Here is a 16,738-nt window from a genome sequence, read left to right on the forward strand (position 1 = left end):
GGCGGCCGGAGCGGCTGCGGCAGCAGCAATCGCCGCAGCAGCGGCCGCAGCTTCCGGTTCCGCTCCAGCGTCGCCCTCGGCGCCGAACCCGACCTCGCCTCAGAGCGCGGGCGGCGGCGTCAGCGGCAACGTCGGAACCGAGCCGACCACCGTCGACCGCACCCCGATGCCGCGCAACGCCTCCGAAACGGCCGTCACCACCTCCGACGCGACGCCGACATCCGCGAGCGGCGCATGCCAGACCCGCAACTCAAACGTCGCACCCTCCGGCGACACCGACCGCACAGACACGTCGACACCACGATCGGACAGCACACCAGGCGCATGACCCGCGGCCCCGACGATGACCCCGCGCACCGTGAGCAGATCGTCGACCCCGGCCACCCGAACCTCGAGCGCCGTGCGCGTCGCCCCGCTCTCCGAATGGTTGATCATCGGGTTGTCGAGCACCGTCGCGTTCGGCAGGTGCACGGTCCGCCCATCGCGCGTCACCACAACGACGGAACGACTGTTCATCTCCTGGACCTGCCCCAGGATGCCGACGACCTCGATCCACTGGCCGATGTGGATCGACCGCCTCGCCTGGATGATGACGGCAGCACCGAAGTTCGTCGCGACGCCCCGAACCGCGATGACCCCGATCGCGGCGATGATGATGACGGCTGCGAGCACCGGCTGCACGTTCGCGCCGAGCATCGCCAACGCGAGTCCGATGCCGAACAGGATGACCGCGTACTTCACGATCCGCGCCGTCAACGAGATGACCTCCGGATGCAGACCGGGGACACGCGCACTCAGCGCGTTGACGCCCTTCTTCGCGAAGTGCGACAGGATGAACGCCGCCACCACGATGAGCACCGCGATGAGGGCATTCGCCCACGTGACGCTGCCGGCGGAGAAGAGTGACGAGAGATCAGGCATGGTGAGGCTCCTTGTGCGCGACGGTCACCGCCATTCTGCCGTGTGGAGCGACGCCGCTCACGGCCGACCTTCCCTCACGACCGCTCACGGCTGAGTCCGGATCTCCGTGATGTCGATGCCGAGATCGGCCAGACGCGCGACGAGCCCGTGCAACTCCGCCTGATCCCGCACCGGCCCGGCGAGCACCGTCGTCGCGGGGCCGAGCGCCACGGCGTCCATCTCGGGGAATGCGGCCCGGATCGTGTCCGACAGTGCACACGGAATCCTGATCTCGTATCGCGTGCTCATGCCCACCTCCCGGCAGTCGCCGATCCAGTGGTCCCAGACTGACCCTCAGCTCTCGCGCGGGCATCGTCCGTTCCGGGCGAGACGAGGCGGAGCCGACAGGTGCTGACAGGAGCCGTCGGGAGCCGTCAGGAGCCGTCGGGAGCCGACAGGAGCTACAGCAGGCCCTGCGCGATGGCGAGCTCGACCGCTTCCGTCCGACCGGTCGCCCCGAGCTTCTGATAGATGGAGCGCATGTGCGTCTTCACGGTGTTGGGGCTCAGCCGCTGCTTGAGCGCGATGTCGCCGACGCTCTGGTGTCTCGGCAGCTCCCGCAGGATCTCGCGCTCCTTCGGCGTGAACCCGGCTGCGACATCGCTCGGCCGGTGCACGGCGACCGCCGGGCGCAATCGACGCGAGGCCTCGACGACCGACACCGCGAACGACTCCAGCACCCCGAAGCGACCGAGCCGCGGTTCGAGCATCGCGGCGCCGGCGCCGTGCAGCGCGACGAACGGCCGACGCAGCCGCAACCGCTCCGCGGCGTCCAGCGCCCTGAGCAGCCGACCATCGGCGATCGTGCTGCGCCCACCGCGCTCCGCCCACTCCGCGAGCAGCAACCAGGCGAACACCGGGGTCGAACTGTGCCAGACGACGGGTGTCGCCTCCCGGTCGTCGAGGATGGTGCTCAGCATCTCCTCCGCGTGCGCCTGCCGCCCGACCGAGCTCGCGAGCATCGCGGCGCCGACGGCGGCTTCGAGGCTCTCCGGCCCGAGCACCGAGGCAACGAGTTCAACGCTGCGCACCCCGCGGTACCGGTCGTGGACGCGCAATGCCAGGTCGATGTAGCGGTGCGATGCTGCTGCGACGGCGGCCGGATGCGACTGCCCCCGGCTGTGCAGGAGCACATCGAGCTCGTCGAACGCCTCCCGTTGCCGCGTCCCGTCGTCGACGCCGACTAGCAGCCGGAGCACGGACGCCGGCACCACGAGCGCCGGGTCCACGATGGCGCTCCCGCCGCCCAGCACCTCGTCGAGCCGATGGAAGTCGTAGGGTTCGCATCGCGAGAACGCGGTGGAGGCGATCGCGAACTGGATGCGCCCCGTCACGACATCGCCGAGCCCGCGCCCGTTGACGCTCGCCGCAAGTTCCGCGAGCCGGTCCTCGTGGTCGTGCGCCTCCGTCCACCTGCCGCTGCGCGATGCGGCGTCGACGGCCGCATCCCGCAGCACGATGCGCAACCAGGTGCACCCGGACGCGGTCGCAGAGGCGATGGCCGTGTTGAGCGTTCGGAGTGCCGCGGCGTCGTCGCCCCGCACGGCGGAGATGCGGGACCTGGCGATCGCTGCGAACAGCGCGACCTCGAAGGCGTCGAGGGCGGCATCGCCACCGGTCGAGGCATCGACGGCCGACGCCGCGCCGAATGCACTGGATGCGCCCTGCCCGCTGCCCCCGGCCGTCTCACCCGGCCCTGCCTCGGTCGATGCCTCGGCCAGCCGCGCGTCGAGGACCTCGATGCTCGCGAGCGGCACGAGCGTCCGGCTCGCAGCGGCGGCCCCGGCCGCATCCGTCCCGGCATCCACCGGCATCGTCGTGTGCAGGATCGCGAGCGCGGCATGCAGCGCACCGATCGCCGCCGGCGCGTCATCGATCCCCGCCGCTGCCGCGGTGAGGTGGAACGCGACGCGCGACGGATCAGGAAGGTACGGAGCGACGGCGAGCGCCGCGAGGACGTGGGTCGTCGCGGTCTCGAACCCGGCGTCGTGGATCCGATCGAGCGCACGCTGCACGAGCACCCCGCTGCCGTGGAAGACGAGCCGTGCGCCCTCCGCCTCGATCAGCGTCGCAAGCGCAGCGATCGCCCCGGCGTTGTCGGACGAGTCGGCTGCGAGCAGCAGTTCCAGGGCGATGTCCGCGCGGCCGGTCTGCCGGTACCAGTCGGCGGCGTCCCGCTGTGCGCGCTGCATCCCGCCGAAGTCGCGGCGACGCAGTTCAGCGCGGAGATAGGTGAGCAGGGTCGTGTGGAACGTGTACCGCGGTTCGCCGTCGGTCGTGTGAGAGAGCAGCGCCGTGTGCCGTTCGAGCCCGTCGAGGATGTCCCCGGAGTCCTCCCGGCCGGTCAGGTGCACCGCGAGCGGCACCGACAGCGAGTCCACGACCGAGGCGATGAGGAGGAACCGCCGCCGATCCGGCTCCAGCTGGTCGAGGACCTCGTTGACGAGATAGTCGCCGATGGCGCGGTGGTCGCTCAGGAACTGCTCGGGCAGCCGGGTCTCCCCGCCGACGTTGCGCAACCAGCCGGCGAGCAGCGACAACGCAGCGGCCCACCCCTCCGTGCGCCTGGCTGTGAGGGCGAGGTCCGCATCGCTCAGGTGAACGCCCCTGACCGCGAGGAAGTCCGCGATCTCCCGCTGGGTGAACGCGAGGTCGCCGGAACGCAGTTCGACGATGTCGGCGACGAGCCCGATGCGCACGAGCGACACTGGCGCGTACCGCCCGGCGAGCACGATGCGGAGCCCAGGGGCGCGGTTGACGACGAGTCTCACGAGCCACTCGGCGTCGGCCGATCCCCACAGATGATGGATGTCGTCGATGAACACGGTCGCTTCGCCGATGCCGGGGAGACCGCCGCCGTCGACCGGTTCCCCGGTCTCGTCGGTCAGCCGCAGCGACTCCGCGATGAGGGCTTCGAGTGGCAGGGACGCCGTCTCGTGGGCGGTGAGGCCGACCCAGAGGACGCGCTCCCCCGCCTGGCGGAGGTCGTCCGCCCAGATCGAGAGCAGCGTCGATTTGCCGGCCCCTGCCGCGGCGAGGACCTGGACGACCGATGAGCGGTCCGTCGGCAATCGCAATCGCTCACGGCGGCGGACGAGAGCCGCCGGTCTGGGCGGCGCGAGCGCACCCGGGTGACCGAGCGATGACGCACGGGCAGGTCGTTCCGACTCCGGGGACGACCGGTTCGACTCATGGAGCGGTTGCATCGGCACAGCGACCCGCCTCTCAGCTGAGCGTGTCGGGTTGCGCTCCCACGACGGAACGCACGCGCTACCGCCGATGCTAGTGATTCTGCGGGCCAAGCAGAAGTATTCAACAAATGTTGGTTCAGCCTCACCCGTTTCGGGTGAGGAGATCCTGTCCCCCGGAGCGTCCCGGCCCGGCGCTCACCCGAGCAGGCGCTGCTTCGCCGCGGCGAACTCCTCATCGGTGATCGCTCCCTGCTGGTGCAGGGTCGCGAGCCGTTGCAGTTCGTCCACCATCGACGGTTCCCCGGCCGGCGCAGGAGGTTGCGGTGGCGCGGCTTGCAGGGGTGCAGCCTCTGGGGGCGCGGCCTGCTGCTGCGCATACCCCTGCTGCGCCCCCTCCTGCTCGTACGCCTCCGCCTCCGACTGCTCCACGGCGCGGTTCTGCGCGTGCCGGTTGATGGCCCCAGCGGTGACCGCGGCCGTCCCGGCGACGACCGCCGTCCGTGCGGCGAGCCCGAGGAGCCCCGGTCGTCCGAATCGTCGCAGCAACATCACAGACCTCCTTCTGTCGCGGCGACGAGGACCTCGTCGATCGCCGCCGCCGGGACGAACTCATCGAAGCGGACCGAGCCGCCGGCGTCCGCGATCGCATCGCTCAACGCCTCGGCCCAGACGTGCTCGACTGCGACCACGAGCACCGATCCGCCCTCGTCGAGCTCCAGTTCTGCGGCGATCCCGTCGACGTCCTCGTGCGCGATGAGCCCACGGGTGTCCTCCGGCACCGAGATGAGCGCGAGCGACTCCGAGCCGTCCGCGCCGAGCTCGATGAACGCGAGCTCGCCGTCCTCCTGCGTCCCGATGATGAGATCGACGACCCTGATGGACGAGTCGTCCTGCAGTGCTTCGAGCGCGCCGGCGCCGACGAGGGCGTCCTCCGCACTCGGGAAATGCCAGGCGAGCACTTCGACCGGCCCGGTGATGGAAGGTGACATGGTTCCTGCTTTCAGTGGTCGGTGATCGTCCACCACCAGCGTCCGCCCGATGCCCGCCCCCGGCGTCGCCCAGTGCGGGTGATTCACGGCAGCACGATGTCGCCTCGATCGGGTGAGGCGACCGCCCGGAGCGCCGTGGTCGACTGACGCACACACGAACGACGAGGCCGAGGACGGGACGGACGAACGGATGATCAAGATCCTCCCCGGGCTGCATGTCCGGAACCTCGGGCGGGAGGCCCTCGCCGGCGTCACGCTGCTCGCGATCGCGGTGCCGCTCAACATCGGCTACGCCCAGATCGCGGGGTTGCCGCCGACGGCCGGCCTGTACTCGCTCATCCTCCCCGGCATCGTGTACGCCCTCGTGGCCTCCACGAGGCAGATGGTGGCCTCCCCCGATGCCGCGGCGGCGGCGCTCGTGGCCTCGTCGCTCGGCGGACTCGCGGCGGCCGGCGGCCACGACTACCTCCAGCTCGCCCTCGCGCAGGCGATCATCGGCGCCGGGTTCTTCGGGCTCTGCGCCCTGTTCAAACTCGGCTTCCTCGCGAACTTCCTCTCCGAGCCGATCCTCGTCGGCTTCGTCGGCGGCCTCGCCCTCGACATCCTCGTGAGCCAGGCGGCGAAGATGCTCGGCATCTCGATCAACAGCGGCGATGAATTCCTCGCCAAAGCCGGTGAACTCCTCAGCGGACTCGTGAAGACCAATCTGTGGTCGCTCGTCATCGCCGCAGCTGCGGTCGCGATCCTGATCGGCGGGCGCATCATCGCGAAACGGGTGCCGTGGGCGCTCATCGTGCTCGTGGTGAGCACGATCTTCGTCGTCGTCTCCGGCGTCGAGCAGGCCGGGGTGAAGGTGCTCGGGAAGATCGACTCCGGGCCGCCGGTCCTCACCTGGCCGCAGTTGTCCTGGGGCACCTGGCTGCAGCTCGCGCCGAGTGCGGCGGCCCTCACCCTCGTGGCGATGGCGGAGGGCCTGCTCGTCGCGAAACGGTACGGGCAGAAGCACGGCTACACCACGAACCCCAACCGCGACCTGCTCGCGTTCGGCGCCGCGAACCTCGCCTCCGGCGCAACCGGCGGGTTCACCATCGGCTCCTCCACCTCCAGGACGGCCGCGATGGATCAGGCCGGGTCGCGCACGCAGGTCCCGACGATCGTCGCCGCGATCGGCACCCTCCTGCTGGTGATGTTCGGCACGGCGCTGCTGGAGCACGTCCCGTCGCCGGCCATCGGCGCGATCGTCGCCGTCGCCGTGGTCCCGCTCCTCGGCATCGGCGATTTCGCGCGGCTGTGGCGGGAACGGAAGTTCGAATTCGCGGTCGGCGCGGTGTGCTTCCTCGGTGCGCTGCTGCTCGGGCCCATCGTCGGCATCCTCATCGCGTTCTTCCTCTCACTCATCAACCTCGCCAGGCGTGCGGCGAACCCGCCCGTCGACGTCCTGACCCTCAACGACTCGCCGACCGATGCCGCAGTGGCCGGCGGCGCCGACACGGCGACGACCGCACCCGGCGTAGTGGTCCTGCGGTTCGCGGCCCCGCTGTTCTTCGCGAACTCATCCGTCTTCACCGACCGGGTGACGGAGGTGCTCGCCGCAGGAAAGGCGCACGACGTCCGGCATCTCGTGCTCGACTGCGAGGCGATCACGGACATCGACGTGACGGGTGCAAAGAGCTTCCGGACGGCGGCCGATGCGGTCCGATCCGCCGGCGTGACCCTGCATCTCAGCCGGGCGAGACGGGACCTGCAACGCCAGCTCACGGAACTCGGGCTGCTCGGGATCGACGTGTACGCGACCAATCGCGCCGCCGTCGTCGCACTCACGACCGCACCGGTCGCATCGGCCCAGACCTCACCCGGACGGGATGAGGCGCGGCGGCAGGCGCCCGACCAGGCTGACGACCAGGCGACTGAGGGGACGACACCATGACCGAGGAACGACCGGGGAGTGTCCTCCCCGTCCCAGACCGGGGCTACCAGGGACCGATCTCCGCAGACGCGAAGCACCTGGAGGAGCCGTTCCCGCCCATCGTCGTCGCCCGCCCGCCCGCGACGGCGCCGAACATCCTCGTGATCCTGCTGGACGATGTCGGGTTCGGTGCGTCGAGCGCATTCGGCGGGCCCATCCACACGCCGACGGCCGAACGTCTCGCGGCCGGGGGCCTGAAGTACACGCGCTTCCACACGACGGCGCTCTGCTCCCCGACGCGGGCGGCACTCCTCTCCGGCCGCAACCACCACTCGGTGGGGATGGGGCACATCACCGAGACGGCGACGCCGGCGCCCGGCTACCGCTCCACCCGACCGAACTCGGCCGTCCCGCTGCCGGAGATCCTCCGCCAGAACGGCTACAACACGGCCCAGTTCGGCAAGTGCCATGAGGTGCCCGTGTGGGAGACCGGCCCGACCGGCCCATTCGACCACTGGCCGGCGTTCAGCGGATTCGAGCGGTTCTACGGGTTCATCGGCGGCGAGACCAACCAGTACACGCCGGCCCTCGTCGACGGCGTGACCGCCATCGAGCCGCCCCACGACCCGGACTACCACCTCATGCCGGACCTCGCGGACAAGGCCATCGACTACATCAGGCAGCAGAAGAACCTCACCCCGGACAAGCCGTTCTTCATCTACTTCGCCCCGGGAGCCACCCACGCCCCGCACCACGTCCCGAAGGAGTGGATCGCGAAGTATGCGGGGAAGTTCGACCACGGGTGGGATGCGCAGCGCGAGCAGACCTTCGCGAAGCAGGTCGAACTGGGTGTCATCGCCCCGGACTCCGAACTGACCGGCCGGCCGGACGGACTGCCCGCCTGGAACGACGTGCCTGCGGACCAGAAGCCGATCCTCGCCCGCCAGATGGAGGTCTACGCGGCCTTCCTGGAGTACGCGGACTTCCACACCGGCCGGGTCGTCGACACGCTCGAAGAACAGGGCATCCTCGATGAGACGCTCGTCTACTACATCATCGGCGACAACGGGGCTTCTGCCGAAGGCGGCATCAACGGGGCGTATATGCTCACGACTGCATCCAACGGCGGAGCTGACTTCGAGGACGTCGCCTTCTGGGATGCGCACCTCGATGAGGTGGGCGGTCCGGAGGCGTACAACCACTACGCGGCGGCCTGGGCGCACGCCATGTGCACGCCGTACCAGTGGACGAAGCAGGTCGCATCGCACTACGGCGGCACCCGGAACGGCACCATCGTGCACTGGCCGGCGAAGATCCAGGCGCACGGTGAGACCCGCCACCAGTGGCATCACGTGATCGATGTCGCCCCGACCGTCCTCGACGTCGCGGGCCTGGCGGAGCCCCACACCGTGAACGGCGTCACCCAGATCCCGATGCACGGCGTCTCGATGGCGTACAGCTTCACCGACGCCGAAGCGGACGAGCGCCACACGACGCAGTACTTCGAGCTCATGGGCAATCGCGGCATCTACCACCAGGGGTGGACGGCGCAGACGAAGCACCGCACACCATGGGACGTCGTCTCCAAGGCCCCCGACTTCTCCGCCGATGTGTGGGAGCTGTACGACACCAGGACCGACTGGACGCAGGCGCACAACCTCGCGAGCGAGCAACCGGCGAAACTCGCCGAAATGCAACAGCTGTTCCTCATCGAGGCGGCGAGGCACAACGTCTTCCCGATGGACGACCGCGCAGCAGAACGGATGAACCCCGTGCTCGCCGGCCGGCCCACGCTCGTGACCGGGACGACGCTCAAGCTCTACCCGGGCATGATCCGGCTGGGCGAGAACGTCACGCTCAACGTCAAGAACCGGTCGTACTCGGTGACCGCGGAGATCGTGGTGCCGGGCGACGGGCAGGTGGCCGGCGCGATCGTCGCACAGGGCGGGCGCACGGGCGGCTGGTCCTTCTTCGCCCAGGACGGCGCCCTCGGCTACCACTACAACTTCTGCGGACTCGTCCGGACCACGACCCTGTCCGACCGCCAGATCGGCTCGGGCACGCACCAGGTGCGCGTCGAGTTCGCCTACGACGGCGGCGGGATCGGCCGGGGCGGCGACGTCACCCTCTTCATCGACGGGGACCAGGCAGGCACCGGGCGCATCGAACGCACCCACCCCCTCTACTTCTCCTTCGACGAGGGCATGGACACGGGTGAGGACACCGGGATGCCGGCCTACGAGGGATACGCCGCGTGGGGCGGGCACTTCACGGGGACCATCTCCTGGGCGGAGGTCGAACTCGGCCTCGACGACCACAGCCACCTCATCGACCCGGAGGACCACCTGCAGGCGGCGCTCCGACACCAGTGACCACCAGGGCGCTCGCCTGCTCCACGCGCACCGCCCGCCCTACGACCGACATCACCAGCCTCGACTCCGACCGCACCACCCACCTCGAAAGGACACACCATGAGTTTCTGGGACAGCTTCTGGAACATCATCTGGATCTTCTTCTGGAGCTTCGCGTTCATCTCCTATCTGTTCGCGTTGTTCGCCGTCATCGCGGACCTCTTCCGCGACCACAAGCTCAACGGCTGGTGGAAGGCGCTGTGGATCCTGTTCCTCGTGTTCGTGCCGTTCCTGACGGTGCTCGTGTATCTCATCGCCCGCGGACGCGGCATGGCGGAGCGCAGCGAGCGGTCAGCGAAGCAGGCGCAGTCGGCCACGGAGGGATACATCCGCGAGGTCGCGGGCGCGAGCCCGTCGGATGAGATCGCGAAGGCGAAGGCGCTGCTCGACGGCGGGTCCATCACGCCGGAGGAGTACGCGTCGCTCAAGGCGCACGCACTCTCGAAGACGACGGGCGCAGGCCCGGCCGTCTAGGCGGAGCCGGCCCGACACACTCGCGGACCCCGAACACCCGCTGCACAGACTCGGCCCGGATGATGAGTTCCCCCACACATCGTCCGGGTCGTTCTGGTGGCTCCGGTGGTCCGGGCAGGCCGGCTGGTTCCGGTGGTCCCAGACGCGCCCACCGCCCGGCCCGGCCGGAACGCTTCCTCCTCCCGACGCTCATCGGCTACGACCGCAAGCGGGTACTGCCGGACGTCGCCGCCGGCGTCACGGCCGGAGCGGTCGTCATCCCGCAGGCCATGGCGTACGCGACCATCGCGAACCTGCCGGTCGAAATCGGCCTGTACACGTGCATGGTGCCGATGATCGTCTATGCCCTCCTCGGCGGCTCGCGTGCGATGAGCGTCTCGACGACGTCCACGATCGCGACGCTCACGGCCACGACCCTCGTCACTGCCGGCGTCGCATCGGAACTCGACGCGTCGAAGGGCGACCTCGTGACCCTCACGATGCTCGTCGGCGTCTTCCTGATCATCGCCAGGCTGTTCCGACTGGGAGCGCTCGTCGAGAACATCAATCAGGCGACGCTCATCGGCTTGAAAGTAGGGCTGGGGGCGACCGTCGCACTCGGGCAGGTGCCCAAGCTGCTCGGGGTGAGCATCGATGCGACGGGCTCGGGTTTCATCCGCACGATCAACGCGATCGTGCGAGCCGCCCCCGGCACCAACGTCGCGACGCTCTGCCTCTCGGTCGGCAGCATCCTCGCGTTGTTCCTGCTGCGCAGGTTCCTGCCGAGGGTGCCAGGGCAGCTCGTGGTCGTCGCCGCCGGCATCCTGCTCGCCGCTTTCACCGCGCTCCCGGCGCTCGGCGTCGCACTCATCCCGCCGGTGCCGACGGGCCTGCCGATGCCGAGCCTGCCGCGGTTCGGCGACCTCCCATCGCTCATCCCGGGCGCGCTCGCGATCGCGATCATGGCGTTCCTGGAATCCGCCTCCGTCGCCAGAGCGCTGCGAGCGGCGGGAGACCCGCCCATCGACAGCGACCGTGAGCTCTTCGCCACCGGCGCGGCCAACCTCCTCGGCTCCGTCTGCAACAGTCTCCCGGCGGCCGGCGGGTTCTCACAGAGCGCCGTGAACCAGCGGGCCGGGGCCACCTCGCAGCTCGCGACGCTCGTCACGGCCGTCCTCGCGATCGTCGTGGCGGTTGTGCTCGCGCCGGTGCTCGGTCTGCTCCCGCAGGCGACCCTCGCCGCCATGGTCTTCGTGGCCGTCGTCGGCCTCATCGACGTCCGCGGCCTCCTGCGCCTCGCGCGCATCAGCCGGGTCGAGTTCTGGATCGCGATCGTCACGGCCGTGATCGGACTGGTCGCCGGGCTGCTGCCGGCGGTCGGCGCAGGCGTCGTCCTGACGCTCATCCTGGTGCTGCGGGAGCTCGACCGTCCGCGCATCACGTCCGAACGGCCGCGCGACGGCGTCCTCGTCATCCGACTCGACGTACCTCTCTATACGGCGAACGTGCGCGGCACCCTCGCCGCGGCCACCGCGGAACTGCAGCGGGTCGACGGCACGCACACGATCGTGCTCGACCTGTCGATCCTCGGGCTCACCTCGCTGACGGTCCTCGACAGCCTCGCCGAATTCGACCACGAGAGCGCCACCGGCGGGGCGACGCTGCTCCTGGCCGGACTGCCGGAGGCGGCGGAGGCGATGGCGGTGCGCACGAGCTGGTGGCAGGGTGCCGTCGCGTCGTCGCGGGTGTTCCCATCGGTCGCAGCGGCACTCGCATCAGTGCACTGAACCGCCCGGACGGCGCTGCGTGTCCTGACCCGTCGGGAACTCCTCCGGGTGCTGCCTGGCGTGTTCCGCGTGCGATGCGGCGATGCGCTCCGACAGATATGAGACGACCGTCGCGCTGGCCGTCCCGATGATCGCCACGCCGCCCGCCATGAGCACCACCGCGAGCACCCGGCCAACGACCGTCACCGGTGCGAAGTCACCGTACCCGACGGTCGCGAGTGTGACGCACGCCCACCACACCGCATCGCCGAAGCTGACGATCGTGGCCTTCGGCGCATCCCGCTCGGCCGCGAGGACGGCGAGCGAGATGACGTAGACGTACATGACCGCGTAGCTCAATGCGTACACGATGACCCGCGACCGGATGGGCGATCCGCCGTGTCCGCCGAACCACGGCAGGCGGCGCAGGTGGGTGAGCAGACGGAACGGGCGAGCGATCGGGACGAAGACCGACAGCAGGTCGATGCGGCTGCCCCGGACGAACGCGCGCCGGCCGTGCTTCGGGGTGAGCGCGAGACGGATCACGTAGTCCGCGGTGAACGCCGCCCACACGATCACCAGACAGGCGGACAGCGCCGTCTGCAACGCCGGGGGCGTCGTCCGGTCGAGGACCGTCCAGGAGTAGGCGAAGAGGAAGGCCCCCGACGCGATGACGAGCGGCCACTCCGTCCACGACTCCCAACGGCGACGCGCCGGAGCATCGGAGGCCTGCCTCCTGCCGTGGGCGGACGGGTGCTGCGTGCCGGACGGGCCGGCGCCCCCGAGCTCCGAATCGGTCATGGTCCCTCACCTCCGCGCTGTCGTTCCCGTCACCGGACCGCTGCACCGCGCTCCGGCGCCCTCCGCCCCGCTCGTCCGGAGCCTGCTGCTTCTGCAGCTCCCACAGCTCCCGCTCTCGATCCACAGTATCGGGGACCCGTCACGCCAGCAGGGCCGACAGCCCCTTCTGCAATTGCAGGACGGCGATGACGAGCAGCAGCGCCGCGTTGAGCACGTTCGTGTGCCCCGCGATCCACGTGCGCGTGCGGTCGAGCATCGGCTGGGCTGCTGCTCCGCGGACGAGTGTGAAGACGACCGGCACGGCGATCGGCAGGATCCCGAGCACGGCGAAGCCGATGGCGACCGCGAGCGTCTGGCCGAACGGCAGACCGCCGAGCCGCAGTTCGAGCGCCGCGAGGATCGCGCACGACGCGTCGACCGGGTTCAGGATGAAGATGCCGAACCCGAGCAGCAGCGACCGGAACGGGGAGAACGACTCGACCGCGTGCAGCCAGCCGGGAAGCTGCGGTGCCGCCGCGACGACCTCGCTCGGCGTCGTCGCGGACGCCATCCGCTCCTTCTCCGTCCGTCCCCGCCGGTACACGAACACCGCGCCGAGGATCAGGACGAGCGCGAGGATGATCCGCACGATCGGCACCCAGATCGGCGGGGCGGAGCGCTCGTGCACGGCGAGCGCCGTGAACACGGCAAAGCTGACGACCAGTGCGACGAGCACCGCGAGCGCCCAGCCGATGAGGAACATCACGCCGTTCGCGCGGGCGTTGTGGGAGAGGAGCACGGCGACGAGCGCCATGATGGCGAGCGGGCTCAGCACCACGCCGAGCGCGAGCGGGAGCAGGTTCAGGATCAGATCGCCCATGGCACCCCCTCGCGGTGCGCTCAGGCTACTCAGCCGCGGGAGCGGATGTGTCACCTGGAACGGGTGAACCGAGGGCCACGAGAAGAACGAGTCGATCACCTCACATTTAACCGTCATTTGGTGGACAAGTGGCGATGCGCCCGCCAGGATGGAGAGCATCTGCGGGCGGGCACCCGATGCCTCCGCACCTTCCCGAACGAAAGCAGACACTCGTGCGCACAACAACAGCGGGCCGGATCGCGGCCATCACCGGAGGCGTCGCCCTCGTCGCCGGTTCCACCCTCGCCCTCGCCGGACCGGCATTCTCCGCACCGAACGCCGAGGTCAAGGTCACGGCGGACCAGCTCGCCCAGACCGCGACGCCGTACACCGGCTGGCACGAGGGGTACGAGACTCCCGCGGCACACGCGACGATCACCGACGCCGGCCTCAACCTGACCGGCAAGTCGCAGATCATCAACGGCCTGCCCCAGGTCCTGCACGTCGACGGCACCTCGCAGAGCTTCGCAGACATCGTCGCTGGCGTCGACTTCACGTCCACGAACGACGCCGTCCACTACCAGCTCCCGATCTTCGCGAACGCGGGAAGCGACGGCACCGACGGTGCCGCGGGAACGGGCTTCACCACGCTGCGTCCCGCCGTCCCCGGTGTCGAGGGCCTCTCGGGCGACTGGGTGTCGAGCCGCGACATCACGCCGGAGGCTCCGTCCACGCCGACGCCGACCCCGACGCCGACCGAAACGTTCGAGCCGCAGGATCTTCAGCAGAAGGCGACTCCGCCGGCTGGCGACGACGAGCTCGCTCCGACCGACAAGCCCGAGGCTCCGGCCACGGACGAGACCGACGTACCGTCTGAACCCGCCGCCGCGACGAGCGGTTTCACCGTCAAACTCGCTTCGGCAGTGAAGCCGCGCCTGGCAGCCGACCCGCAGGTCATCCTCGCGAACACGCCGTACTCGGTCGAGGAGATCACCGCGGCCCTCGGCAGCTTCGACATCCTCGCGTTCGGTGTGCTCGCAGCCGACGGCATCTCCGACACCGTCCAGACGATCTCCTTCGAGGGGACCACCTACCGGTTCAACGCCGTCGCACCCGTCGAGTCCCCGTCGCCGACCCCGACGGCGACCACCGCCGCCGTGAAGAAGCTCTCGAACACCGGCGCCAACACGACGCCGCTGCTCATCGGTGGCGCCATCCTCCTCATCGGTGGAACCGCCGCGATGGCCCTCGGTTCGAAGGCCCGTCGCAAGCAGGCCTAGTCACTCCCTGCGTCACCAGCAGCAGAACGGCCCCTCCACGGAGGGGCCGTTCTGTGTCGGTGCCGGACGCCCTCAGCTCGCAGTGACGAGCGGGGTGGCGGGCTGAGTGACGAGTGGTGCGGCGGGCGAGGCGGCGACATTCGCCGCCCGGATCACCGCTGCGAGAGAGGCCTGCAGGACGGATTCGTCGATGCCGACCGCCCAGCCGACGGAGCCCTCCGAGCGGAACTCGAGGAACGAGGCCGCCCTGCTCGAGCTCCCCTCATCCAGGGACTGCTGCGTGAGTCCGAGGACATCGACGCCGCGCCCGAGGGAGGAGACTGCGGCAACGAGCGCGTCGACAGGACCGACCCCGGTATGCACGTGCACGGAGCGGGCTCCATCGGCTTCGAGCGTGAGCGTCGTCGTCTCGATCCCCGCAGCATCGCGAACCGAGGCCCATTCGATGAGGCGCAGGCCCGCTCGGGTCGATGCGCTGTCGTTGGCACCATCCGAACCGGCCTCGGCATCGGGATCCTCGATGTACGCCGAGCGGAACAACGTCATCAACTGTTCGGCCCCGACCTCCTCCCCCGACCCGTCGGTGTGCGCCTGCACCCGCTTGGAGAAATCGATCTGCAACCGCCTCGGCAGATCCAGCCCGGACGCGGAGTGCAGCAGATACGCGATCCCGCCCTTGCCGGACTGACTGTTCACCCGGATCACCGCGTCATACCCGCGCCCGACATCGGCCGGGTCGATGGGCAGGTACGGCACCTCCCAGGGGTGCTCCCGCTCCGAGACGCCGGCGGCATCCGCTGCAGCACGGTGTGCCGCGAACCCCTTCTTGATGGCGTCCTGATGCGTCCCGGAGAACGCCGTGTAGACGAGGTCGCCGACGTAGGGATGCCGGTCGTGGATCGGCATCCGCGTGCAGTCCTCCACCACCCGGCGGATGCCGTCGATATCCGAGAAGTCGATCATCGGGTCGACGCCCTGGGCGTGCAGGTTGAGGGCCAGAGTCGCGATGTCGACGTTCCCGGTCCGCTCCCCGTTCCCGAAGATGCACCCTTCCACCCGCTGCGCGCCGGCGAGGACGGCGAGCTCGGCGCAGGCGATCCCTGTCCCACGGTCGTTGTGCGGGTGGACGGAGAGGATGACGCCGTCACGGCGGACGAGATTGGTGCTCATGTACTCGATCTGGTCGGCGTACACGTTCGGGGTCGCGATCTCGACCGTCGCGGGGAGGTTGAGAATGACGGGCCGGTCGGCGCTGGCGTCCCACAGCGTCGTCATCCGGTCGCACAGCCCGAGGACGTAATCCGGTTCGGTCAGGTTGAAGACCTCCGGGGAGAACTGGAAGCGCACGTTCGACATCGCAGCGGTGCCGCGGAGGATGGCCTCGCCGCCGTCGACGATGAGCCGGGTGAGTTCATCGCGCGTCTTCCCGAGCACCAGGCTGCGCCACGCCGGCGCCGTCGCCGCATACATGTGGATGACGACCGGGTTGCGGATGCCACGGATCGACTCGATCGTGCGCGCGATGAGGTCCGCCCGCGCCGGCGTGAACACCACGATCGTCACGTACTCCGGTGCGATGTCGGTGTCCGCGATCAGCCTGACGAAGTCGTAATCCGTCTGCGATGCCGACGGGTACCCGACCTCGATCTCGCTGTACCCCATCCGCACCATGAGCTCGAAGAATCGACGTTTGCGATCGGGGCTCATCGGTTCGGCGAGTGCCTGGTTGCCATCGCGGAGGTCGACGGGGACCCACAGCGGGGCGGTCTCGATGCGCGCGGTCGGCCAGGTGCGGGTGGCGAGCGGGATCTCGACGCGGTCGAAGACGTTGCGGTACCGGTGCGACGGCATCCCGGAGGGGCGTTGGGTGTTCCAGGCGGGTTGGGTCGTGGAGTTCATGATCATGCTTGGCGCTTTCGTTCGATGATGATCGACCGGCGGCGTGCATCGACTCCACAACAGGGAGCCGGTCTGATCAGGCCCTGTTGCGGCGGCGAAGAAGTCGACCGTGCAGCAGCATGGACGCCACGATAGACGAGAACAACTCCTCAGACAAGCTGAGGAGATAAGCGACAGGAACGATCAGCATGGCAGCGCTAGCCGACTCGTCCGTTCCGTTCCGCTCTGTTCCGGTCCGTTCGCA

Annotated in this window: 13 protein-coding genes; 5 read left to right on the forward strand and 8 right to left on the reverse strand. The window is 69.5% G+C overall.

Annotated elements, in window-relative coordinates; translation table 11 throughout:
- Positions 1-99 precede the first annotated feature (99 nt).
- The 5 genes from ACL9RL_RS03590 to ACL9RL_RS03610 form a co-directional block, all read right to left on the reverse strand.
- A complete protein-coding gene (locus tag ACL9RL_RS03590; RefSeq protein WP_422778841.1) occupies positions 100-921 on the reverse strand; it encodes a mechanosensitive ion channel family protein in 822 nt (273 codons plus the stop codon).
- An 84-nt stretch (positions 922-1,005) separates the two neighbouring features.
- Entirely contained in the window at positions 1,006-1,209 is a 204-nt protein-coding gene (locus ACL9RL_RS03595; RefSeq protein ID WP_422778842.1) for a hypothetical protein, read from the reverse strand.
- A gap of 152 nt (positions 1,210-1,361) precedes the next feature.
- Complete coding sequence (locus ACL9RL_RS03600) at positions 1,362-4,166, reverse strand: LuxR C-terminal-related transcriptional regulator (protein WP_422778843.1); 2,805 nt, start codon at positions 4,164-4,166, stop codon at positions 1,362-1,364.
- Positions 4,167-4,346: 180 nt separating this feature from the next.
- On the reverse strand, positions 4,347-4,700 hold the full coding sequence (locus ACL9RL_RS03605; RefSeq protein ID WP_422778844.1) for an SHOCT domain-containing protein: 354 nt from the start codon (positions 4,698-4,700) through the stop codon (positions 4,347-4,349).
- Positions 4,700-5,140, reverse strand: coding sequence for a DUF6325 family protein (locus tag ACL9RL_RS03610; protein ID WP_422778845.1), 441 nt, complete (start codon positions 5,138-5,140; stop codon positions 4,700-4,702). Before ACL9RL_RS03610 ends, ACL9RL_RS03605 begins: the two co-directional genes overlap by 1 nt.
- Positions 5,141-5,330: 190 nt before the next feature.
- Between ACL9RL_RS03610 and ACL9RL_RS03615 the strand changes: the two genes are divergently transcribed.
- The 4 genes from ACL9RL_RS03615 to ACL9RL_RS03630 all read left to right on the forward strand — a co-directional run bounded on the left by ACL9RL_RS03615 (position 5,331) and on the right by ACL9RL_RS03630 (position 11,697).
- Positions 5,331-7,067 (forward strand): SulP family inorganic anion transporter, encoded by a 1,737-nt coding sequence (locus ACL9RL_RS03615; protein WP_422778846.1) that lies wholly within the window; start codon positions 5,331-5,333, stop codon positions 7,065-7,067.
- Positions 7,064-9,418, forward strand: a complete 2,355-nt coding sequence (locus ACL9RL_RS03620) for an arylsulfatase (protein WP_422778847.1) — start codon at positions 7,064-7,066, stop codon at positions 9,416-9,418. The genes ACL9RL_RS03615 and ACL9RL_RS03620 overlap by 4 nt, the downstream gene beginning before the upstream one ends.
- A 99-nt stretch (positions 9,419-9,517) precedes the next feature.
- Positions 9,518-9,931, forward strand: a complete 414-nt coding sequence (locus tag ACL9RL_RS03625) for a PLDc N-terminal domain-containing protein (protein WP_422778848.1) — start codon at positions 9,518-9,520, stop codon at positions 9,929-9,931.
- A gap of 59 nt (positions 9,932-9,990) precedes the next feature.
- On the forward strand, positions 9,991-11,697 hold the full coding sequence (locus ACL9RL_RS03630) for a SulP family inorganic anion transporter (RefSeq protein ID WP_422778849.1): 1,707 nt from the start codon (positions 9,991-9,993) through the stop codon (positions 11,695-11,697).
- On the opposite strand, the gene ACL9RL_RS03635 is transcribed toward ACL9RL_RS03630, so the two are convergent.
- Positions 11,686-12,477: a potassium channel family protein gene (locus tag ACL9RL_RS03635; protein WP_422778850.1), complete on the reverse strand. Its 792-nt coding sequence runs from the start codon at positions 12,475-12,477 to the stop codon at positions 11,686-11,688. The genes ACL9RL_RS03630 and ACL9RL_RS03635 overlap by 12 nt on opposite strands.
- Positions 12,478-12,616: 139 nt before the next feature.
- On the reverse strand, positions 12,617-13,336 hold the full coding sequence (locus ACL9RL_RS03640; protein ID WP_422778851.1) for a GAP family protein: 720 nt from the start codon (positions 13,334-13,336) through the stop codon (positions 12,617-12,619).
- A gap of 212 nt (positions 13,337-13,548) precedes the next feature.
- On the opposite strand from ACL9RL_RS03640, the gene ACL9RL_RS03645 reads away from it, so the two are divergent.
- Entirely contained in the window at positions 13,549-14,595 is a 1,047-nt protein-coding gene (locus ACL9RL_RS03645) for a hypothetical protein (protein ID WP_422778852.1), read from the forward strand.
- 72 nt (positions 14,596-14,667) lie between these two features.
- Here the strand turns inward: ACL9RL_RS03645 and ACL9RL_RS03650 are convergent, their stop codons facing one another.
- Positions 14,668-16,494, reverse strand: coding sequence for a 2-isopropylmalate synthase (locus ACL9RL_RS03650; protein WP_422778853.1), 1,827 nt, complete (start codon positions 16,492-16,494; stop codon positions 14,668-14,670).
- Positions 16,495-16,738: the final 244 nt, after the last annotated feature.

This window comes from Plantibacter sp. Mn2098 (assembly GCF_049319745.1).
Taxonomy (GTDB): Bacteria; Actinomycetota; Actinomycetes; order Actinomycetales; family Microbacteriaceae; genus Plantibacter.